The sequence below is a fragment of the Actinophytocola oryzae genome (genome assembly GCF_004364325.1).
In the GTDB taxonomy this organism is placed as follows: Bacteria; Actinomycetota; Actinomycetes; order Mycobacteriales; family Pseudonocardiaceae; genus Actinophytocola; species Actinophytocola oryzae.
The window spans coordinates 24,810-45,005 of sequence record NZ_SOCP01000029.1 but is presented as its reverse complement, the minus strand read 5'-3'; the positions used below and the strand labels follow the sequence as shown (position 1 = coordinate 45,005).

General features: G+C 71.6%; 19 protein-coding genes, 1 other RNA gene and 1 pseudogene. 15 read left to right on the top strand and 6 right to left on the bottom strand.

The window, feature by feature from the left end; translation table 11 throughout:
* The first annotated feature begins 77 nt into the window (after positions 1-77).
* From CLV71_RS44660 to nudC, 4 genes are all read left to right on the top strand, one after another.
* Entirely contained in the window at positions 78-1,826 is a 1,749-nt protein-coding gene (locus CLV71_RS44660; protein WP_133909037.1) for a DUF2207 domain-containing protein, read from the top strand.
* Between the two features lie 88 nt (positions 1,827-1,914).
* Positions 1,915-3,192, top strand: coding sequence for a M16 family metallopeptidase (locus CLV71_RS44655; RefSeq protein ID WP_133909036.1), 1,278 nt, complete (start codon positions 1,915-1,917; stop codon positions 3,190-3,192).
* Between the two features lie 127 nt (positions 3,193-3,319).
* Entirely contained in the window at positions 3,320-4,681 is a 1,362-nt protein-coding gene (locus CLV71_RS44650) for a M16 family metallopeptidase (protein ID WP_133909035.1), read from the top strand.
* Entirely contained in the window at positions 4,678-5,637 is a 960-nt protein-coding gene (gene nudC / locus CLV71_RS44645) for an NAD(+) diphosphatase (RefSeq protein WP_133909034.1), read from the top strand. The genes CLV71_RS44650 and nudC overlap by 4 nt, the downstream gene beginning before the upstream one ends.
* Here nudC and CLV71_RS44640 read toward each other — a convergent pair.
* On the bottom strand, positions 5,634-6,095 hold the full coding sequence (locus CLV71_RS44640; RefSeq protein WP_133909033.1) for a hypothetical protein: 462 nt from the start codon (positions 6,093-6,095) through the stop codon (positions 5,634-5,636). The genes nudC and CLV71_RS44640 overlap by 4 nt on opposite strands.
* Positions 6,096-6,159: 64 nt before the next feature.
* On the opposite strand from CLV71_RS44640, the gene CLV71_RS44635 reads away from it, so the two are divergent.
* Positions 6,160-7,092 (top strand): cobalamin biosynthesis protein, encoded by a 933-nt coding sequence (locus tag CLV71_RS44635; RefSeq protein WP_133909032.1) that lies wholly within the window; start codon positions 6,160-6,162, stop codon positions 7,090-7,092.
* On the opposite strand, the gene CLV71_RS44630 is transcribed toward CLV71_RS44635, so the two are convergent.
* The 4 genes and pseudogenes from CLV71_RS44630 to CLV71_RS50340 all read right to left on the bottom strand — a co-directional run.
* Positions 7,072-7,914, bottom strand: coding sequence for an SURF1 family cytochrome oxidase biogenesis protein (locus CLV71_RS44630; RefSeq protein ID WP_133909031.1), 843 nt, complete (start codon positions 7,912-7,914; stop codon positions 7,072-7,074). The genes CLV71_RS44635 and CLV71_RS44630 overlap by 21 nt on opposite strands.
* A 5-nt stretch (positions 7,915-7,919) precedes the next feature.
* The gene (locus CLV71_RS44625) at positions 7,920-8,774 is read right to left on the bottom strand and encodes a fructosamine kinase family protein (RefSeq protein ID WP_243867419.1); all 855 of its coding nucleotides are present in this window, start codon (positions 8,772-8,774) and stop codon (positions 7,920-7,922) included.
* Positions 8,753-9,334, bottom strand: a complete 582-nt coding sequence (locus tag CLV71_RS44620; protein ID WP_341771721.1) for a low molecular weight protein-tyrosine-phosphatase — start codon at positions 9,332-9,334, stop codon at positions 8,753-8,755. The genes CLV71_RS44625 and CLV71_RS44620 overlap by 22 nt, the downstream gene beginning before the upstream one ends.
* Positions 9,335-9,346: 12 nt before the next feature.
* Positions 9,347-9,514: pseudogene (locus tag CLV71_RS50340) on the bottom strand (NUDIX domain-containing protein); the annotation flags it as partial.
* 64 nt (positions 9,515-9,578) lie between these two features.
* Between CLV71_RS50340 and CLV71_RS44615 the strand changes: the two are divergent.
* The gene (locus tag CLV71_RS44615) at positions 9,579-10,307 is read left to right on the top strand and encodes a carbonic anhydrase (RefSeq protein ID WP_208298047.1); all 729 of its coding nucleotides are present in this window, start codon (positions 9,579-9,581) and stop codon (positions 10,305-10,307) included.
* Here the strand turns inward: CLV71_RS44615 and CLV71_RS44610 are convergent.
* Positions 10,304-10,765 (bottom strand): DUF2000 domain-containing protein, encoded by a 462-nt coding sequence (locus CLV71_RS44610; RefSeq protein ID WP_133909029.1) that lies wholly within the window; start codon positions 10,763-10,765, stop codon positions 10,304-10,306. The two genes, CLV71_RS44615 and CLV71_RS44610, sit on opposite strands and share 4 nt — an antisense overlap.
* Between CLV71_RS44610 and CLV71_RS44605 the strand changes: the two genes are divergently transcribed.
* The 9 genes from CLV71_RS44605 to CLV71_RS44565 all read left to right on the top strand — a co-directional run bounded on the left by CLV71_RS44605 (position 10,764) and on the right by CLV71_RS44565 (position 20,172).
* Complete coding sequence (locus tag CLV71_RS44605; protein WP_133909028.1) at positions 10,764-11,534, top strand: helix-turn-helix transcriptional regulator; 771 nt, start codon at positions 10,764-10,766, stop codon at positions 11,532-11,534. The genes CLV71_RS44610 and CLV71_RS44605 overlap by 2 nt on opposite strands.
* Positions 11,535-11,700: 166 nt before the next feature.
* Positions 11,701-12,714: an Rv2231c family histidinol phosphate aminotransferase CobC gene (gene cobC, locus CLV71_RS44600; RefSeq protein WP_243867417.1), complete on the top strand. Its 1,014-nt coding sequence runs from the start codon at positions 11,701-11,703 to the stop codon at positions 12,712-12,714.
* The gene (locus CLV71_RS44595; protein ID WP_133909026.1) at positions 12,711-13,541 is read left to right on the top strand and encodes a Nif3-like dinuclear metal center hexameric protein; all 831 of its coding nucleotides are present in this window, start codon (positions 12,711-12,713) and stop codon (positions 13,539-13,541) included. Before cobC ends, CLV71_RS44595 begins: the two co-directional genes overlap by 4 nt.
* On the top strand, positions 13,538-14,275 hold the full coding sequence (locus CLV71_RS44590) for a zinc ribbon domain-containing protein (RefSeq protein ID WP_133909025.1): 738 nt from the start codon (positions 13,538-13,540) through the stop codon (positions 14,273-14,275). The genes CLV71_RS44595 and CLV71_RS44590 overlap by 4 nt, the downstream gene beginning before the upstream one ends.
* Positions 14,272-15,324, top strand: a complete 1,053-nt coding sequence (locus tag CLV71_RS44585; protein WP_133909024.1) for a bifunctional RNase H/acid phosphatase — start codon at positions 14,272-14,274, stop codon at positions 15,322-15,324. The genes CLV71_RS44590 and CLV71_RS44585 overlap by 4 nt, the downstream gene beginning before the upstream one ends.
* Positions 15,325-15,614: 290 nt before the next feature.
* Positions 15,615-16,007: RNase P RNA component class A (rnpB, locus tag CLV71_RS44580), an RNA gene on the top strand.
* A 485-nt stretch (positions 16,008-16,492) separates the two neighbouring features.
* The gene (locus CLV71_RS44575) at positions 16,493-16,765 is read left to right on the top strand and encodes a hypothetical protein (protein ID WP_133909023.1); all 273 of its coding nucleotides are present in this window, start codon (positions 16,493-16,495) and stop codon (positions 16,763-16,765) included.
* 13 nt (positions 16,766-16,778) lie between these two features.
* Positions 16,779-17,201 carry a hypothetical protein gene (locus CLV71_RS44570; RefSeq protein ID WP_243867415.1) on the top strand — a complete coding sequence of 141 codons (423 nt, stop codon included), beginning with the start codon at positions 16,779-16,781 and terminating at the stop codon, positions 17,199-17,201.
* Between the two features lie 109 nt (positions 17,202-17,310).
* Positions 17,311-20,172, top strand: coding sequence for an ATP-binding protein (locus CLV71_RS44565; RefSeq protein WP_133909079.1), 2,862 nt, complete (start codon positions 17,311-17,313; stop codon positions 20,170-20,172).
* Positions 20,173-20,196: the final 24 nt, after the last annotated feature.

Genomic DNA, 20,196 nt, shown 5'->3' with positions numbered 1-20,196 from the left:
GCTGCGTCATCCGGTCTCCCCCTGAGTTCTGTCAGACAGCGGGTGAGCATATGGGCACTGCACTATCCTCCGCAGGCGTGTTGGCGAAGTGGGGGATTCCCGGTGCGGCGGTTGCCGCCATCTGTGTGCTGGTTGGTCTGGGGCAGTCGGCGGGGGCACAGCCGACCCTGCCGTCGGACCCGAAGCCGCCGTCGAGCGTGCCGTCGCTCAAGCCGCCGGGGAAACCGAGCCTGGACCCGTCCATGCTCAACCCGCCGAAGTCCCGGTCGGCCGGGGCGCCGCTGCCGGGTGGGGTCAAGCCACTGCTGCCGGAGAGCATCAACATCGCGCTGAAGCTGGAGCGTGACGGAAGTCTTTCGGTGTCCGAGCAGATCTTCGTGCAGGCACGCAAGTCCATGACCCGCCGCGCGCCGCTGCGGATCAAGGCGGGCGACGAACAGGACCGCGTGTTCACCGTGCGGGACGTGCGGGTCAGCGGCAACGCCACCACCGAGATCGCGGGCGACGAGTTCGTCATCAGGGTGGGTGAGGGTGCCACCACGATCAGGTACAAAGTGGACGGTGCGGTCACCGACCTCGACGGGCGCCAGGAGGTGCGCTGGCAGGTCGCGAGCGGCTGGGACACGAAGGTCCGGTTCCTGCGTGCGTCGTTCATCGCGCCGGAGCGGCCGCGGTCGGTGTCCTGCCTCGCGGGCGCGTTCGGCACCGACTCGAAGTGCGGCGTCGCGCTCACCGACGAGTCGCAGGTGTTGCGGGTCGAGCAGGAGGGCCTGCCGGTCGGCGAGCGCGTCGACCTCACCGTCGAGCTGCCCGCCCGCACGGTCGGCGCCAACGCCAGGTTCGACGACATCGGCACCGCCGGCGCGTTCGGCCTCACCACCGCGAGCGGCGTCGGCCTCGGCGCGCTCGTACTGGCGCTCGTCGGCGGCTTCATGCTGCTGTGGCTGGCCCGCGGCCGTGACGCCCGCGCACTCGCCACCGACGTCGGCCCGGTCGAGCTGCTGATGACCGGCGACGGCGGTCGGGTCGCGTTCGCCTCCCCGGACGGTGTCCTGCCCGGGCAGGTCGGGACGGTGGTCGACGAGCGTGTCGACGTCTCGGACGTGGCCGCGACCGTGGTGGACCTCGCGGTGCGCAACTACCTGTTCATCCGCGAGACCGGCCAGGGGGAGTGGGCGCTCGTGCGCCGCAACCCGCCGGACGCCTCGCTCACCGACTACGAGCGGACCGTCTACCGGCAGCTGCTCGGCGACGCAGCCGAGGTGCCGGTGACGGGCCTGCGCGTCGATCTGGGTGCCGTGCGTGACGCCATGTACACGGACGTGGTCTCCCGCGAGTGGTTCGCCCGTCGACCCGACCACGATCGGTCACTGTGGTCGATCGTCGGGGTGCTGCTGGCGTTCCTCGGCGTCGTCGCCACGGTCGTGCTGGCACTGACCGTGGGCAACGCGCTGCTCGGCCTCGCGCTCGTGGTCGGCGGCCTCGGGCTGGCGCTCGGCGCGCGGATGATGCCTGCCAGGACCAGGCGCGGCAGCGTGCTCGTGCAGCAGGTCCGCGGCCTGCTGAGCTACCTGCGCGCCACGGACGCGAGCACGATCCCGGCCGTCGACCGCGAGATGGTGCTGTCCCGGTCGCTGCCCTACGCGGTGGTGCTCGGCGAGGTCGAGGGGTGGGTCCGCCGCTTCGCCGACCTGGACACCTCGGCCGACGGCACACCAGGCATCTACTGGTACGAGACCGGCAGCCCCGCCGAGTTCCCGGCCCGCTTCGCCGCGTTCCTCATGGCCCTCGACCGTGCGCTGGGCGGTGCCCAACCGCCGCGCTGAGAGGCGCTCTAGTACACGGCTGGGCTAGTTGTCCACAGGCTGGGTGGGTTAGACGCCGACGGTCGGTGGGTCCACGTAGGCTGCGGTCATGCTTGGAAATGAGCTGACCCGGTTCACGCTTGCCAACGGACTACGCGTGGTTCTCGCCCCCGACCCGACCGCTCCGGTCGTCGGTGTGAGCGTGCACTACGACGTGGGGTTCCGCTCCGAACCAGAGGGCCGCACCGGCTTCGCGCACCTCTTCGAGCACCTCATGTTCCAGGGTAGTGAGAGCCTGGAGAAGCTGGCCCACTTCCGGCACGTCCAGTCCGCGGGCGGCACCTTCAACGGCTCGACGCACCCGGACTACACGGACTACTTCGAGGTGCTCCCCTCCGCGGGCCTCGAGCGCGCGCTGTTCCTCGAGGCCGACCGCATGCGGGCGCCGAAGATCACCGCCGAGAACCTGCGCAACCAGATCGACGTGGTCAAGGAGGAGATCCGCCTCAACGTGCTGAACCGGCCCTACGGCGGGTTCCCGTGGATCCTCCTGCCGCCGGTGCTGTACAAGACGTTCCCCAACGCCCACAACGGCTACGGCGACTTCACCGAGCTGGAGTCCGCGAACCTCGACGACTGCGCGCAGTTCTTCGACACCTACTACGCGCCCGCCAACGCGATCCTCACCGTCGCCGGTGACGTCGAGCTGGGCAGGGCACGCGAGCTGATCGAGAAGCACTTCGGTGACGTCCCGGCCCGCTCCGCCCCCGACCGGCCGTCGTTCGGCGAGCCGAGGCCGGCGGGCCAGCTGGAGTCGGAGCACGTCGACCCGCACGCGCCGCTGCCCGCGCTCGCCATCGGCTACCGCATGCCGGACCCGATCAACGAGCTGGACGGCTACCTGGCCAACCTGGTGCTCGCCTCGGTGCTCGCCGAGGGCGACGGGTCAAGGCTGCAGCAGCGGCTCGTGCTGAAGGAGCCGCTGGTCACCGACGTCAACGCCGCGTGCGGCCTGTTCGGCCCGTTCGAGGCCCGCGACCCGGACACGTTCACGATCACGGCCGTGCACTCGCCGGAGGTCACGCAGGACCGCGTGCTGCGTGCCGTCGACGAGGAGCTGGACCGGCTCGCCGCCACGCCGCCGTCCGACCAGGAGCTGGCGAAGGTGACGGCCCGCTGGGTCGCGAGCCTGCACCGCGAGCACGACCGGCTGGTGTCCCGCACGCTCGCGCTCGGCGCCTTCGAGTTGCTCTACGGCGAGCCAGGCCTCGTGTACCAGCTGACCGACCGACTCTCCGCCGTGACGCCGGACGCCGTGTCGGCCGCGGCCAAGACGTTGCGTCCCGACTCGCGCGCGGTGCTGACCGTGACGCCCGCAGGAGCGTAGTGCAGGAGCCCGCCGCCGGACTGACCGAAGAGCGCGCTCGTGAGCGAGGGACGAGCGTCGAGCGCGCGATGACGGAAGGAGGCGGCCGGCGGATGCACGGCGCGACACAGACCAACGCAGGAGGAAAATAGTGACGACGTTCCGTACCGCCGCCGAGATCGGCCGCACCGAGCTGGGTCCTCGGCCGCTGCCCGATCTCGGTGAGCAGCGTTCGGCGACCGGGCTGCAGTCGGTGGACACGGTGCTGGACAACGGTTTGCGGGTCATCGCCGTGCACTCGCCGACCGTGCCGATGGCCGAGGTTCGGCTGCGCATCCCGTTCGCGGGCAGCGACCGCAGGCACGCCGCGATCGCCGAGGTGCTCGCCGCGACGATCCTCACCGGCACGGCCCGCCGCGACCGCGTCGCCATGGACACCGACCTCGCGCTGGTCGGCGGCGAGCTGGGCGCGGGCGTGGACCCCGAGCGCCTCTCGATCGGCGGCAACGCGCTGGCGAGCGGCTTCGACACGCTGCTCGACGTGCTGGCCGACGCGTTGACCGGTGCCTCCTACCCCGACAACGAGGTGGAGGGGGAGCGGGCGCGGCTCGTGGAGCGGATCGCGGTGGCGCGGTCGCAGCCGAGCGTCATCGCCCGTGAAGCCTTGCAGCAGCGCCGCTACGGCGACCACCCGTTCACCCGCGAGACCCCGCAGGCCTCGGACGTCGCCACGGTCACGGTCGACGAGGTGCGGGCCATGCACCAGGGCTCGGTGCTGCCGCGCGGCTCGGTGCTGGTGTTCGTCGGCGACGTCGAACCGGGCCAGGCGATCACGAAGATCGGCAACGCGCTGGCGGGCTGGGCCTCGGACAAGAGCGCGGTCGAGCTGCCGGACCTGCCGTCCGTGGACGGTGGCGACGTGCTGTTCGTGCCGCGCCCGGGTGCCGTGCAGTCGCAGCTGCGGCTGTCGGCGCAGGCCATCGCGCGGACCGACCCGAAGTACCCGGCGCTGCAGCTTGCCAACCTGGTGTACGGCGGGTTCTTCTCGTCCCGGCTGGTCGAGAACATCCGCGAGGACAAGGGCTACACCTACCACGCGCGGTCGTCGCTCGAGTTCACCGTGCGCGGCGCGACCCTGCTGGTGGACGCGGACACGGCCAGCGAGGTGACCGCGCCCGCGCTGCTGGAGATGCGTTACGAGCTCGCCCGCCTCGGTGTCGTCCCGCCGACGACCGACGAGGTCGAGACCGTCCGCCAGTACGCGATCGGCTCGCTGTTGATCGCCACGGCGTCGCAGACCGGTCTCGCGTCGCAGCTGGCCGCGCTGGTCCCGCTGGGGCTCGGTGCCGAGTGGCTGGCCGAGCACCCCGGCCGCCTGGCCGAGGTCACGAGGGAGCAGGTCGCCGAGGCGGCGCTGGAGTTCTTCTCTCCCACCAGGTTCACCGGTGTGGTGGTCGGCGACGCAGCACAGCTGCGGTCGCTGAAGTCGTTGGGTGGCGTAGCGGAGTGACCTTGTTCCAACTCGCCGCGGTGCCGCGGCTCTCCCGGTCCACTGTGGACCGGGAGGAGCCTGCCCGCACCGATCCGGCACGACTGGCCAAGCTGTGGGCGACGGGCCGGGTGGTCCTGGTGGACCGCAAGGGCCGCACCCCGGTACGCGCGGACGCGTCGGAGCTGTCGACGAGACCGACGGCAGGCGACCTCCCGCCGGAGGCCATGCTGCTCGGCGAGCTGGACGGTGTCGGCTACTGGGCGCTGACCTCGGACGAGGAGCTGGAGGAGAACGTCAGCTCCCCGGACCGCTCGTGGGGGCTGTGGACGGGCGCCACGTCCGAGGACGGCGAGGAGTGGCACGACCTCCGCACGACCGGCGCACTGCTGTCGGACACCGCGGCGGGCCTGTTCACGACTGCGGTGGCGCTGGCGAGCTGGCACCGCCGCGCGAGCTTCTGCGCGAACTGCGGCGCACCCGTCGAACGCGTGCACGCGGGCTGGGCCACGCACTGCACGGGCTGCGGTCGCGAGGAGTACCCCCGCACCGACCCGGCGGTCATCTGCCTGGTCCACGACGACGACGGCGAGAACGGTTCGTCGGTTCTCCTTGCCCGCCAACCGATCTGGCCGCCTGGCCGGTACTCGGTGCTGGCCGGTTTCGTGGAGGCGGGCGAGTCTCTCGAGGCGTGCGTGGCCCGCGAGATCAGCGAGGAGGTGGGCATCGACGTCCACGCCATCCGCTACCTGGGCAGCCAGCCGTGGCCGTTCCCCCGCTCGATCATGGTGGGCTTCACGGCGCTGGCCGTCGACCGCGACGCACCCCTGATCCCGGCGGACGGCGAGATCGAGGAGGCCCGCTGGGTCACCCGCGCCGAGGTCCTCGCCGCGTTCGCGGAGGAACAGCCGGACCTGAAGCTCCCCGGCGAGACCTCGATCGCCTACCAGATGATCAAGGGGTGGGCGGAGGCCTAGCTGCTGGACGCGGCCGCGGCTGCGGCCTGGTCCCGCGCGAAGAGGACGAGCACGACGTAGAACGCGAGCACCGTCACCGGAAGCGGGACATCGGTGGGCACGCCCGCCGAGTACGTCTTCGTGAACATGCCGTCCTGGCGGATCTCGCCCTTGGCCGTGCCGCGCTGCCGGACCTCCCACCTCGACCGCCAGATCGACGGCCGCGCCAGGGTGAGGTTGCCGCTGCTCGCGTGGATCGCCCACTCCCGCCCGCTGTTGCGGTCGGCCGTGGCCACCGCACCATCCGGCCCGGTGAGCCGGAACTGCCGCCGGTTGACCCGCTCGATGCGGTAGCCCTGACCAGCGATGTCGAACTCGCAGCTCTCCCGCCGCCCACCGACGAGCGTGGTGACCGGCTGGTCGTCGGAGGAGACCTCGTACACCCTTTTGAAGAACCCGCGTCGCCGCGCCCGCAACATGCCCCTCATTAGAGCAGCGCTACCGTGTCCTCCGCACGGAACGGGGTGAAGACACTTGGTCAGCGTGGCACGTGCGGTCGGCCTGCTGCTGGGGGTGGCCGCGGACGGGGCGTTCGGCGACCCGCGACGACGGCACCCGGTCGCCGGGTTCGGTCAGGTCGCGGAGAAGGTCGAACGGGTGCTCTACCGCGACGACAGGGTCGCAGGCGTGGTGCACGCGGCGGTCCTGAGCGGCGGCGTGGTGGCGCTGGGCGTGATGGTCGAGCGAGTCGGCCGCCGCAACCCGGTCCTCCAGGTGTTGACGACGGCCGCGGCCACGTGGGTCGTGGTCGGCGGCCGGTCGCTCGCCGTGGAGGGTGCCGCCATCGGCCGTGAGCTGGACGCGGGTGAACTGCCCGCGGCACGCGAACGCCTGCCGCACCTGTGTGGCCGCGACCCCGCCACCCTGGACGCCGAGGGCCTCGCGCGGGCGGTGGTCGAGTCGGTGGCGGAGAACACCTCCGACGCCGTGGTCGCGCCACTGCTGTGGGGTGCGGTCGCCGGCGTGCCGGGCATGCTGGGCTACCGCGCGGTGAACACGCTGGACGCGATGGTCGGCTACCGCTCGCCGCGTTACCGAAAGTTCGGCTGGGCGTCGGCGCGGCTGGACGACCTGCTGAACCTGGTCCCGGCTCGCGTGGCCGCGGCGCTGACCGTGGCGGGCGCGCCGGTGGTCGGCGGCTCGTGGCGGGGCGCGTGGCAGTCGTGGCACCGCGACGCGGCCGCACACCCGAGCCCGAACGCGGGCCGTGTCGAGGCGGCGTTCGCGGGTGCGCTGGAGGTCCGCCTGGGCGGCCGGACGGTGTACGACCACGGCGTGGAGGAGCGCCCGATCCTGGGCGAGGGCCGGACCCCGGACTCGGGTCACGTCACACGCGCGGTCGAGCTGTCCAGGGTGGTCGGCAGCCTGACGACGGCACTGGCCGCACTGGTGGCGCTACTGCGCGGCCGCCGCTGACTGCTGCTCGCGGGCCTCTTCCTCGGCGATCTGCCGGGCGACGGACACCCGGCGCGGCCGCTCCGCCTTCGGTGCGGCGAGCACCCCGCCGGGTTTGATCTCGCGCCAGGTGAAGTACAGCAGGGCGAGCAGCGCCATGGACCCGAACGCGATCCACTGCAGCGCGTAGGAGAGGAACGGCCCGGAGTCCAGCTCCGGCAGCGGCAGCGCGGTGAGCACGCCGGGGTTGTCGTCGTCGAGCTGCAGGTAGCCCCTCCGGAGGTCGAGCCCGGTGGCGTGCGTGACCACGCCGGCGCCGACGGCGTAGACCTGCAACCGCCCGTCCCGCCGCTCCGGGGGCCGGTCCCGCGGATCCCGCTCGTCGGCTCGAAGCCGCGCGGTGAGCGTGACAGTGCCCGCGGGCGGTGCGGCGAAGTCGGGCACGGCGAGGGCCTGGTCACCCTGGACGGGTCGCACGTACCCGCGGTCGACGAGCACGACCGACCCGTCGGCGAGCCGGAAGGGCGTCAGCACCTCGAAGGCGGCCTGCCCGAGCACGGTCCGCAACCGCGCCACGACCTCGTCCTCCGCCAGGTAGCGACCAGTGACCCGCACGGTCCGCCACTCGGTCCCGGCGCCAGGCTCCTGCCCGGCGGGCAGAGCGGTGTCGAGCGCCACGGGTGAGGCGTTGGCCGAGGTGCCGATCGCGTCGTTGGTGGTGGACCGTTCGTCGTGGCGCCGGAACTGCCACGGCGCGAGCAGCGTGAAGCAGACAGCGGCGAAGATCAGCACCAACGCCGTCAGCGCCAACCATCCCGGGCGAAGCATGAACCGCAGCCGCACACCCCTCATGCTAGAGACCGCGCCGAGGCGACGGCCTGCGCCCCGTACCCGCCGCCGAACAGCACGGTGTGCACGAGCAGCGGAAACAGCTGGTGGAGGGCGACGCGCTCCCGCCACCCGTCGGCGAGCGGCGCACTCTCGTCGTAGGCCGACAGGATCCGCTCGAGGTGAGGACACCCGAAGAGGGCCAGCATGGCGAGGTCGGTCTCCCGGTGTCCGCCGTGCGCGGCTGGGTCGATGAGCCAGACCCGGTCACTCCAGAGGACGTTCCCGCTCCACAGGTCCCCGTGCAGTCGGGCAGGCGGCTCGTCGGGCCCGGCAAGCTGTCCGATCCGGCCGCAGACGGCCTCGATGGGTGCGGGATCATGCAGAACGCCCAGGTCGACGGCCTTCCGGAGGTAGGGGAGCACCCGGTGCTCGACATACCACTCACCCCAACGTGTGCCGGGGACGTTCCGCATGGGGGCCAACCCGATCCAGGCGTCCACGGGCCCGCCGGGCGGCGCACTCCCGGGGGCGGTGGCCCCGAGCCCGTGGAGCCGGGCAAGCTCCCGCCCGAACCCTTCGGCGGTGTCACGTGAGGGTCGTCCGGCGGGCACCACCTCCATGACGAGCCACTGGTCGTCGAAGGCCAGAACGCCCGGCACCCGGGGGCACCCGTCGGTGTCGGGGCTCAACCATCGCAGGCCCGCGACCTCGGCGTTCAGAGCGCCGACCGCCGCGTGCCGCTTGGCCACCACCTCGGTCCCGCCGTCGAGCCGGACCCGGTAGGCCCCACCGAGCGGCGAGACCCTGGCCACATCCCGACCGAGCAGAGCCCGCACCGCCGCCTCGGCGGTCAGATCCGCGTGCGCACCCACTCGACCATCCCTGGCATGGCGGCCTCCACCTGGCGGAGCACTTCCTCGAAGTCCGCGTAGTCGTCGTAGTAGGGGTCCGCGACGTCGTCGCCGTCGGCGTCCGGGTCGAACGACCGCAGCATTCGCACGTCGCCGACCCTCAGGCGCCGCAGCGCGGCCCGGTGCTCGCCGTCGAGCGCGACCACCAGGTCCGCCGACAGGTGGTCGTCGCAGACCTGGGCGGCCACGTGGTCGGTGGGGTAGTCGTGCGCCGCGAGCACGCGCCGCGCCCTCGGGTCGGCGGCCTCACCCGCGTGCCACGGCCCGGTCCCCGCACTGGTCACCCGCACGCGATCGGCCAGCCCCTCCCGTGCCAGCCACGCCGAGAACACCAACGCCGCGATCGGGGAACGACAGATGTTGCCGGTGCAGACGAAGCAGACATGGAGGGATTCGGCGGTCTCATCGGCGGGGGAGGGGGCGTCGACCATGCGACCAGTGTTCCGTACGCCGTGTGTCAGGAGCGGGTTCGTTCCCCGTAGTCGGTGGTGCCCGGCGGCGACCTGCTCGGCGGTGACCACACCCGCGTCGAACACGAACACCAGCTGGTCGTCCCACGGCCCGTGCGGCCCGTCCCAGCCCACCACCAGGAGCCGACCAGCGGTGATGACCAACCCCAGCTCCTCCCGCAGCTCACGCTCGGCGGCGGTACGGGGTGGTTCGTTGGCCTCGGCCATGCCGCCGGGCAGGTCCCAGTGCTCCTGCCCGACCGTCTGTGAACGTAATCACGGGTTTCACTCGATCGAGTGGTCATAGTGTCGCTGCGTGACCAACACTGATCGCGTCGAGCTGTCCCGGCGCTCCCTGCTCGGCGCTTCGGCAGGGGTCGCCGCCCTTGCCGCGGGCGCCGCCCCGGCAGCGGCCACCCCTGGCCGTCGTACCAACGATCCCCAGGCCACGCCCCTCACCGCGGACCAGGCGCTGCGGAAGCTGCTCGCAGGCAACGCCCGCTTCGTCGCAGGTGAACAGCGACACCCGCACGAGTCCCTCGACTGGCGTCAGTCCTTGGTGGCAGGACAACACCCGTTCGCCGTAGTTCTCGGCTGCGCCGACTCTCGGGTGTCACCTGAGCTGGTGTTCGACGAGGGGCTCGGCGACCTGTTCGTCATCCGTGCCGCGGGCGAGGTCCTCGACACGGCGGTCATCGGCAGCATCGAGTACGCCGTCGAGCACCTGTCCGTCCCGCTCGTCGTCGTGCTCGGGCACGAGAGCTGCGGGGCGGTGGGTGCGACGATCGACGTCGTGCAGCACGGCACCGCGGTGTCCGGCGACATCTCGACCCTGGTCCGCGCGATCGAGCCCGCGGTCAGGGCCACGCCGCCGAACCCGGACGCGCCCGAGTTCCTCGCGGCCTGCGTGGCCGAGCAGGCCCGCCGCGCGGCGAAGTACCTGCAGGAGCGGTCCAACATCGTCAGCGACGCGGTCGCCCACCACGGGGTGCGGGTGGTCTCGGCGACCTACGAGCTGCGGACCGGCGCGGTCACCAGGCTCTAGGGGTGCATGCGTGCGCCCTTGACGACCTTGTCGACGGCGTTGCGCGGCCCGTGCACGGCCAGTCCCACGAGGTCGAGCCGATCTCGTGGGACGGCACGCACCGCGGCACGGTTGTCCTCGTCGTTGCCGGTGGCGAACAGGTCGGCCGTGAAGACCGACATCGGCAGGCCCCGGTCGAGCGCCCTGCGGTGCGCCGAGGTCAGCACCTCGGCGGGTGCCTCGAACACGAGCACCGGCTGCCCGAACATCGCGAGGTACTTGGTGCCGTCGGCGTCCTCGTAGGCCTCGCCGAGCAGCTCGGGAACGGCCCCGGCCACCCCGCTGACGAGGAACGCGCACACGTTCAGCCGCTGCCAGACGGGCAGGTCGTCCCGTACGACCACGGCGATCTTGGTGGAGAAGCTCACGAAGCGAGGATCGCCGCACGGACCGCCGGGGTCTTGTACGTTTCTGACCATGGGCCCCGAGATCACGGCGTGGCGCCCGAACGTGCCCGGCATCCACGAGGTGTTCCACGCCCGGTTCACCACCCACGCGTACCCGTCGCACACGCACGACGCGTGGACGCTGCTGATCGTGGACGCAGGCATGGTGCGCTACGACCTGGACCGCCACGAGCACGGCGCGCTGCGCTCGCAGGTCACGCTGCTGCCACCGGGCGTCCCGCACGATGGCCGGTCGGTGAGCCCGGAGGGTTTCCGCAAGCGCGTCCTGTACCTGGCGAGCGACACCCTGACCGGCGTCGGCGCGGCGGTCGACCACCCGTCACTGCGGGACCCGCTGCTGCGAGACCGCATCCACCAGCTGCACCTGTCCCTGCACACGGAGGACCTCGAGGCGCAGAGCCGCTTCGCCCTGATCCGCGACCGCCTGCGCGAACACCTCGCCGCCGGTGAGGCGCCGCCGCCGGCGAGGGCCTCGGTCGCCCACCGCCTCCGCGACCTGCTGGACGCCCGCCTCCCCGAGACCCCGACCCTGGACGACGCGGCGTTGACGCTCGACGTGCACCCGGCGTCACTGGTCCGCGCGTTCAGCCGTGAGTTCGGGATCCCGCCGCACCGGTACGTCACGGGCCGCCGCCTGGAGCTGGCCCGCCGACACCTGCTGGCCGGCCGCCCCGCCGCGGAGGCGGCGTCACTGGCCGGCTTCTACGACCAGGCGCACCTGACCCGCCACTTCACGAAACTGCTCGGCATCGGCCCGGCACGCTACGGCCTGCGTCGCTGACTCGTGGGCGAGTTGTCCACAGCCCTACCAACCATCCACACCCCAGGCCTGACCTGCTGTTCCCGTCACCCCCACCGAGTAAACTGGCGTGGCGGGGTGCCCCCGGGACAGGGTGGGGGCTGCCTGCGCAACCAGCTGGGTTTCTCGGCGAATTATGATCGCCCGGATGAGCGACCTGCGGCATCACGGCGACGTGGACGCGGCGCCTGGCCTGCAGGACTTCGCCGTGAACGTCCGGGGGTCGGCGCCGCCCACCTGGCTTCGTGAACGGCTCGCCGAGGCGCTCGGCCGCCTCGGCACCTATCCTTCCGCGCTCGACGACAGCCGTGCCCGTGAGGCCGTCGCCGCTCGACACGGGCGCGACCCCGACGACGTCCTCGTCCTCAACGGGGCCGCGGAGGGGTTCGCGCTCCTGCCCGCGCTCGCCCCCCGGCTCGCCGCCGTCCTGCACCCCTCCTTCACCGAGCCCGAGGTCGCCCTCCGCACCGCGGGCGTGCCCGTCCACCGGGTCATGCACCGCGACCCCGTCCCCGACGACGCCGACCTCGTCGTCCTCGGCAACCCCACCAACCCGACCTCCGAGCTGCACCCCGCCGCGACCATCAGCGCCCTCGCCCGCCCCGGACGCGTGCTCGTCGTCGACGAGGCGTTCATGGACGCCGTCCCCGGCGAGCGCGAGTCCCTGGCCGGCGCGGACCTGCCCGGGCTCCTCGTCCTCCGCAGCCTCACCAAGACCTGGGCCCTCCCCGGCCTCCGCGCCGGCTACGCGCTCGGCGCCCCCGACCTGCTGCGCAGGCTCGCGACGCACCGCCCGCACTGGCCCGTCGGCACGCTCGTCCTCGAAGCCGTCACCGCCTGTGCCGAGCCGCACGCCGTCGAGGAGGCCGCCGCCGCGGCGAGGGAGCTGGAGGACCACCGCGCGTGGCTCGCCAAGCAGCTCGGGGACCTGCCCGGTGTCCACGTCCACGAGCCGGCCGCCGCGCCCTTCCTGCTGATCGAGGTCCCGAACGGCGAGCACGTGCGCCTCGCCCTCAGGCAGCGGGGCATCGCGGTCCGCAGGGGCGATACCTTTCCCGGACTGAGCACCGACCACCTGCGCGTGGCGGTGCGTGAACCGGCGCGGTGCGCGGACCTGCTGGCCGCACTCGCCGAGCTGACCACGGAGGTACGCACACCTTGACCACTGTCGGCGACGTCGTCGCGGCACTCGAAGCGGCCTACCCGCCCGCGCTCGCCGAGTCATGGGACGCCGTCGGGCTCGTGTGCGGCGACCCGGCCGAGCCCGTTTCGAGGGTCCTCATCTGCGTGGACCCCGTCGAATCCACAGTGGACGAAGCGGTCGAAGCCGGCGCGCAGCTGCTCGTCGCCCACCATCCCCTGCTGCTCAGGGGAGTGCACGGCGTCCCGGCGAGCACGCCGAAGGGCGGCCTCGTGCACCGCATGATCCGTGCCGGCGTCGGGCTCTTCTGCGCGCACACCAACGCGGACTCCGCCTTCCCCGGCGTGTCCGACGCGCTGGCGTCCGCCCTGGGGCTGACCGTCACCGGCCCGCTCGACCCCAAGGAGGACGGGCGCACCGGCATCGGTCGGATCGGCGAGCTGCCTGCGCCGGAACCATTCGGGGACTTCGTGGCCCGGGTGGCCGAGGCGCTGCCCGAGACCGCGGCCGGGGTGCGTGGCGCGGGCGACCCGGACCGCCCGATCAGGAGGGTCGCCGTGGCCGGTGGTGCCGGCGACTCCCATCTCGCCATGGCCACCGCGCTGGGCGTTGATGCCTACGTCACCGCTGACCTGCGCCATCACCCGGCGAGCGAGCATCTCGCCGTGCCCGGCGCGCCCGCGCTGGTCGACGTCGCGCACTGGGCGAGCGAGTGGCCGTGGTGCGAGCAGGCGGCGGCGATCCTGCGGGAGAGGTTCGGCGGTAACGTCGACATCACCGTGTCAACCCGTCGCACCGATCCATGGGCCGTCGCAACGGCCGGACAGAACCGGAGGATCCCAGGTTGAAAGCCGATCCCGCAGTGCAGCGCAGGCTGCTCGAGCTCGCCGACGTCGACGCCGAGCTGGCTCGCGTCGACCACCAGCGCAGGACGTTGCCGGAGCTCGCGGAGATCGCCGAGGCCGAGATGTCGGTGCAGGCTCGCAAGGATGCGAAGGTCGCGAACGAGACCGCGCTCGGCGACCTGGACCGCGAGGTCAAGCGACAGGAGAAGGAGATCGACGCGGTCCGCGCCCGCGAGGACCGCGACCGTGCGCTGATGGCAGGCGGCACGGTGTCCGCCAAGCAGATGACCGACCTCGAACACGAGCTGAACACGTTGCAGCGTCGGCAGACCACGCTCGAGGACGAGCTGCTGGAGCTGATGGAGCGCCGCGAGGCGGTCGAGCTGGACGGCCAGCACGCGTCGGTGGAGCTGGCGAAGGCGGAGGAGGCGCTGTCGGACGCGGCGGGCCGCCGCGACCACGCGCTGGCCGACCTCGAGACGACCTGGGCCCGCCGCTCCGCGGACCGCGAGAAGCTCGCGCCGGCGTTCCCGCAGCCCCTGATGGACCTGTACGAACGGGTCCGCGGGAACAAGGGCATCGGCGCGTCGCTGCTGCGTGCCCGCCGCTGCGGCGCGTGCCGCATCGAACTGGACCGCAGCGCGATCTCCCGAATCGCGAACACCGCCGCCGACGAGGTCGTGACCTGCGAGGAGTGCGGCGCGATCATGGTCCGCACCGGCGAGTCCGGCTTGTGAGGGTCGTCGTAGAGGCCGACGGCGGCTCACGCGGCAACCCCGGGCCGGCAGGCTACGGCGCGGCGGTCTTCGCCCCGGACGGTGCCGTCCTGGCGGAGCGTGCCGAGGGCCTTGGGCTGGCGACGAACAACGTCGCCGAGTACCAGGGCCTGATCGCGGGCCTGTCGGCGGCACGGGACCTGGGCGCCACGGTCGTGGCCGTCCGCATGGACTCGAAACTGGTGGTCGAGCAGATGTCCGGCCGCTGGCAGGTGAGGAACGAGGCGCTCAAACCGCTGGCCGCTACGGCCGCGTCAGTGGCGTCGTCGTTCGACGAGGTCACCTACACGTGGATCCCGCGAGCGCAGAACACGCACGCGGACCGCCTGGCCAACGAGGCGATGGACGCACAGGCGGGCCTCGACGCGAAGGCACCCGCCCGCTGGACGGGTGCGACAGGCACGCCCACCCGCCTGCTTCTGTTGCGCCACGGCCAAACCGCGCTGTCCGGCGAACGCCGCTACTCGGGTCGCGGCGACGTCCCGATGACGGAAACCGGCGTGCGGCAGGCGAAGGCGGCAGCGACCAGACTGTCCACACTGGACTTCGCGGCGGTGGTCTCGTCGCCGCTCGGCCGCGCCAGGCAGACAGCGGAGGAAGTGGCGTCGGCGTCGGGCCACGAGGTGGAAACCCACGAAGGCCTGATAGAGACCGACTTCGGCGACTGGGAGCGGCTGACGTTCCAGGAAGCGGCCGAGCGGGACCCGGCCCTGCACCGCCGCTGGCTGGGTGACCCGGCCACGGCGCCACCGAACGGCGAAAGCTTCAACGCGGTCCACACCAGGGTGACGACGGCCCGCGACGAACTGGTGGAACGGTACGCGGGTCAGACCGTGGTACTGGTCAGTCATGTGACGCCCATCAAGTCGCTGCTGCGCATAGGCCTGGACGCGGGCCCGTCACTGCTGTTCCGCCTGCACCTCGATCTGGCGTCGCTGTCGATCGTGGAGTTCTACCCGGACGGCAACGCCTCGGTGCGCCTGGTCAACGACACCTCACACCTGACCTGACGGCCACGTCACCACACGAACGCACTGGTCCGCAAAATCTTGATCAATGCCAACGCAGCTGGTCACCTCGGGCAGCCCCCACCCGATCCCGGGGGCACCCCGCCACGCCAGTCTACCGGCAGGGGGTGACAGTTGCGGGGATGTCGATCTTGGTTGTGGACAACTCGACCTGTGGACAACTGGAGCGGACATCCGGCGCAGGAGGTGGGAGACTCGGCGGGCGAAACCTCGGCCGCGCACAGGTTGCCATGATCCACTTCTGGGCGGGGCGTTACCCTTGGTGACGCGGACGAGTCGGCAGGGCGGTCGCGGCGGGTGATGAGCCCGTCGAGGAAAGTCCGGACTCCGAAGGGCAGGGTGGTTGTTAACGGCAACCCGGGGCGACCCGCGGGACAGTGCCACAGAGAACAGACCGCCTGGCGGCAACGTGGCCAGGTAAGGGTGAAACGGTGGTGTAAGAGACCACCAGCACTCCGGGTGACCGGAGTGGCTAGGTAAACCCCACCCGGAGCAAGGCCAAGAAGGGTGCCCCGAAAGGGGTACTCGCGCAGGCGTTCGAGGGCTGCTCGCCCGAGCCTGCGGGTAGGCCGCTAGAGCCTGTCGGCGACGGCAGGTCCAGATGGATGACCGCCCACCGGCCGCGAGGCCGGGGACAGGATCCGGCTTACATGCCGGCTCGTCCGCCCAGCCCAGGGGCCACGAACCCCGAGGAGGAGACGCTTGGTGTGCGGCGTTTCGATCACGATCCACACCGCGGGGACCATGGTGGACCGTGTGTGATCTCGGCCCGCTCCACGTGCGGGTAGAACGGTCAAGGACAGTGTGGCGAATACACCTCTAGGTGTTGCGATACGCCAAATGGGTGACACCCAACCGTGTAGTGGTGGGTTGACGCGTCGCGTCCCGCACCTACAGTTAGGACGCCCTCAGCAAGTGGGTGAACCTACCGACATATTGGTACAGACGAGTGACCGTGACGACGTGGAGGCCCTTCGCGCTTCATCATGTGTGTGGTCAGATGGCACGTCGTCGAGCGCCGAGGAGAATATGACCGCGTCAGAAGATGATCTACGGAGCGCCCTCTCATCACTACACATCGTGATGTGAGCGTGCTCTACTCGTCTACGAACGGCAGGCATCAGCGGCCGCGCACACGGGAGCTAAGAACATGATCGCCATGACCACCCTCGAGCTCGCCCAGGAAACCGGTGGTTTGGGCACAAGCGGGGTCCGTGACTGGATCCTGAACAACATCATCCCGCTACTGCTGCTGGTGGTCGCACTCCTCCTCCTGTGGCTCGGCGGCGGCAAGGGAGACAACGCCGGCGTCATGCGACGGCTCGGCGGAGTGATCGTCGCCCTGGCCATCATCGGGTTGGCGGTGACCACGGACGCCGGCAAGAACATCGGCACCTGGATCGCCGGACTCTTCACCGGCTGAGCAGAGGGCACCTGTGCGCATTCGTACCGACGACGAGGTGTACCGCGTCGACGCCGTCTGGCTCGGGCCCCCACGGGCCACGATGCCCTGGCGGGCCCGTTACGTGGCGTGGGGCGTCGGAGTGTTCGTCTTCCTCATCGTGCTCACCGTCGAGCGCAAGCTCGGGATCTCGCTCTTCTGGGCGATCGCGTGGGGGATCGTGGCCACCATCCTGCTGACCAGGATCATCTGCGCCAAGATCAGTCACGAGCGGCCGCTGTCGGCGGTGGCCTCGATGTGGATTCGCGAGTTGACCGCGCCACGGGAGACGAGCGCGGGTCAGGGCGGCGCCGTCACCGCCACCAGGGTCCGGGTCAGCACGACCCGGCCGAGGCGGCAACCGACGAGACGCGGGAGGGGGCGCGGTGTTCGCACGACGAAGCAAGCACGAGCCTGAGCCGCGGCAAGGCACGCCGTACCCGGCGCCCGCCAGACGTCACCAGCAGCCGTCCGCGAACCTCAGGGGCCGGCACGCCGCACCGGATCACGAACTGCTCGACCCACCCATGGCGAGACAGGTACCACCGCCGGCCCCGCAGTACCGGCCGGCCGGCGACAACAAGCACAACCGTCGTCTTCCCGGGGAGCAGTCCATTCCCACGTATACCCCGTCGATCGCGGCCCGAAGCATCGATGGTCACCTCCTTCGCAACGGCACCGACGTGTTCGCGTGGTACCGGCTGGCGCCGCAGCGCTGGTCGTTCCGTTCGGACTCGCAGCGCCAGGACCTGATCGCCGCGATCGCGGGCCAGTACGCGGAGCTGGCAGGCCGCTGGATGCACCTGCGGGTCACGACGAGGCCGTACCCGATCCGCATGTGGGCCGAGGCGCACGTGCACAACGCGGTCAACCGCCTGCCCGACACCTCCGGCGCGCTGTCCTTCGACGACTACCTGATCGGCGAGCAGCAGCAGCTGCTCGGCCGGTCGATGGCGGAGAAGGAGGTCTACCTGGGGGTCCAGGTCCAGACCCGCAACATGGTCGACCGGGCCGTCGAGCGCGCCGCGCCACTGCTGCGCAGGATCTTCCCGGCCGCCGTCGACGCCGAGCTGCTCGCCATCGACTCCGAGGTCGAGCACCTCGACCAGGTGATCGCGTCCGCCGGGCTGGAGGGCAGGCCCGCCTCAGCGCAGGAGATGTCCTGGCTGATGCACCGGTCGTGCTCGCTGGGGCTGCCCGCGCCGCGCAACCTGCCCGCGGTGCCGGATTCGGTGTGGGAGCCGGAGGACCTGGCCTCGTTCACCGACGCGGCGGACTTCCACCAGGAGCCCTACGCGCCGACCGTCACCGTGCGCGGCCGCACCGGCTCGAACGCCGGCATGACGCGACACGTCGCGGTGCTGACCGTCGGGCAGATGCACGGCCTGCAGATCCCCGAGCTGGACGACCCCTGGCTGCAGCACTCCGACCGCCTCGCGGCGTCCGTCGAGTGGTCGGCACGCATCTACGTGCGCCGCCCCGAGGAGGTCCAGGGCGAGCTGGCGCGACAGATGAACAAGGTCCGCTCGCAGGTCCGGCACTACACCGACGAGCACGAGCTGGAGCCGCCGCAGTCGCTGGCCCGCCAGGCGTCGCGGGTGCTGGAGATCGACGACGAGATGACCTCGGGCTTCACCGCCCTGGCCACCCGGGTGCGCTCGTGGTGGCGGCTCGCGGTGTCCGGCCCGACCGAGCGCGACGCGTTGCGCCTCGCGCAGCAGGTCCTCGAGCTGTACAAGCCGAAGGTCGCGATCGAGCACCCGGAGGCCCAGTACGCGCTGGCCAGGGAGTTCATCCCCGGCGAGCACCTGGCCTCCTCCGCGTACATGCGGCGCGGCTCGGTGGTCTGGGCCGCGGCGGCGGTCCCGACGGCCACGGCCGAGGTCGGCGACCGGCGGGGGATCCTGCTCGGCGAGACGTGCACGGCGACCCGGCGCCCGGTGGCGTGGGACCCGTGGATGGCCCAGGAGATCCGCGACGGGTCCGGTCTGACCGCGATGGTCGCCGGTCTCGGTGGCGGCAAGTCGTTCCTCGGCGGCGGCATCGTCTACAAGACGCTGCGAGCCGGGGCCCACTGGACGATCCTCGACCCGTCCGGCCCGCTGACGAAGCTGTGCGACCTGCCGGAGCTGCGGCCCTACGCGCGGCCGATCAACCTGTTGAACGCACAGCCCGGCATCCTGAACCCGTACCGGGTGGTGGCGGAGCCGCAGTTCGACCACTTCCGCGACGAGGACGACCCGGAGCGCGCGTGGCGGCGCGAGAAGGCACTGGCGGCGGCCACCAGGCGTCGTCTGGCGCTGGACGTGCTGACCGGGTTGCTGCCCTACGACATCGCACGCATGCCGCAGACCCGCATCGTGCTGCTGCGGGCGGTCCGCATGGTCGGTGGCCGCGCGGACGCCGACCCGAGCCTGGTGTTCGAGGCGCTGCGGCGGGACGCGTCGGAGCACCACGAGCACGCGGTCGTGGTCGCGGACTTCCTGGACGAGATGCGGGAGCGCATGTCGCTGCTCATCCCGGAGAAGGACGCGGACCCGTACACCGAGCAGCGTGACGACCGCCTGACGGTCATGACCATGGCGGGCCTGACGCTGCCGAAGGACGGTGTGGGCCGCGAGCACTGGACCGACGCCGAGTCCCTCGGTGTCGAGATGCTCAACCTGGCGGCGTGGCTGACGCAGCGGTCGATCTACGAACGCACGAAGGACACTCGCAAAGGCGTGTGGATCGACGAGGCGTTCTTCCTGTCGGAGGTGCCGACGGGCCGGGTGCTCATGAACCGGTTCGCCCGTGACTCCCGTAAATGGAACGTTCGTGTGCTCCTGTCCTCGCAGATCCCGGCCGACTTCCTCCGCATCCAGGGCTTCGTCACGCTGCTGGACTCGGTGTTCGTCGGACGACTCGACGACGACCAGGCACAGGAGGACGCGCTGCGGCTGCTGAAGGTGCCGGTGGGCGCGGGCTACGAGCAGGTGGTGGCCTCCCTCGGCCGTCGCCCCGGCGGCCACCGCGACGCGGTCCGCGACACGTCCCCGCGCCAGTTCATCTTCGGCGACGGCGCGGGCGGTGTGGAACGCATCCGCATCGACCTGTCGGGCCCGCACCTCGACCACCTGCGCGGCGTGATGGACACGACCCCGGACGCCCTGCGCGACGTGGCACCGGGGGCGGTCATCGCCTCGGAGGCACGCGCACCGGAGCTGCCGTCCGACGAGCCGAAACCCCGCGAAGGGGCGACGGACTACGTGGAGGAGCAGGCCGAGTTCGACCTCGCGGCGGACTTCGAACTGGGCCTCACCGATGACGACCCGAACCTGGACGGACCACCGGACGGCTCGGGGAACGGAAAGAAGTCAGGTAATCGCGGGCGGGTGGATGCCGCATGACAGCCGGCTGTCGACCCGCACGTT

Bases quoted from the DNA above. Each gene is read 5' to 3' on its own strand.
- cobC (WP_243867417.1), top strand. From the start codon at position 11,701: ATGAGCGACCTGCGGCATCACGGCGACGTGGACGCGGCGCCTGGCCTG.
- CLV71_RS44605 (WP_133909028.1), top strand. From the start codon at position 10,764: ATGGGCCCCGAGATCACGGCGTGGCGCCCGAACGTGCCCGGCATCCAC.
- CLV71_RS44575 (WP_133909023.1), top strand. From the start codon at position 16,493: ATGATCGCCATGACCACCCTCGAGCTCGCCCAGGAAACCGGTGGTTTG.
- CLV71_RS44565 (WP_133909079.1), top strand. From the start codon at position 17,311: ATGGCGAGACAGGTACCACCGCCGGCCCCGCAGTACCGGCCGGCCGGC.
- CLV71_RS44655 (WP_133909036.1), top strand. From the start codon at position 1,915: ATGCTTGGAAATGAGCTGACCCGGTTCACGCTTGCCAACGGACTACGC.
- CLV71_RS44610 (WP_133909029.1), bottom strand. From the start codon at position 10,765: ATGGTCAGAAACGTACAAGACCCCGGCGGTCCGTGCGGCGATCCTCGC.
- CLV71_RS44640 (WP_133909033.1), bottom strand. From the start codon at position 6,095: ATGTTGCGGGCGCGGCGACGCGGGTTCTTCAAAAGGGTGTACGAGGTC.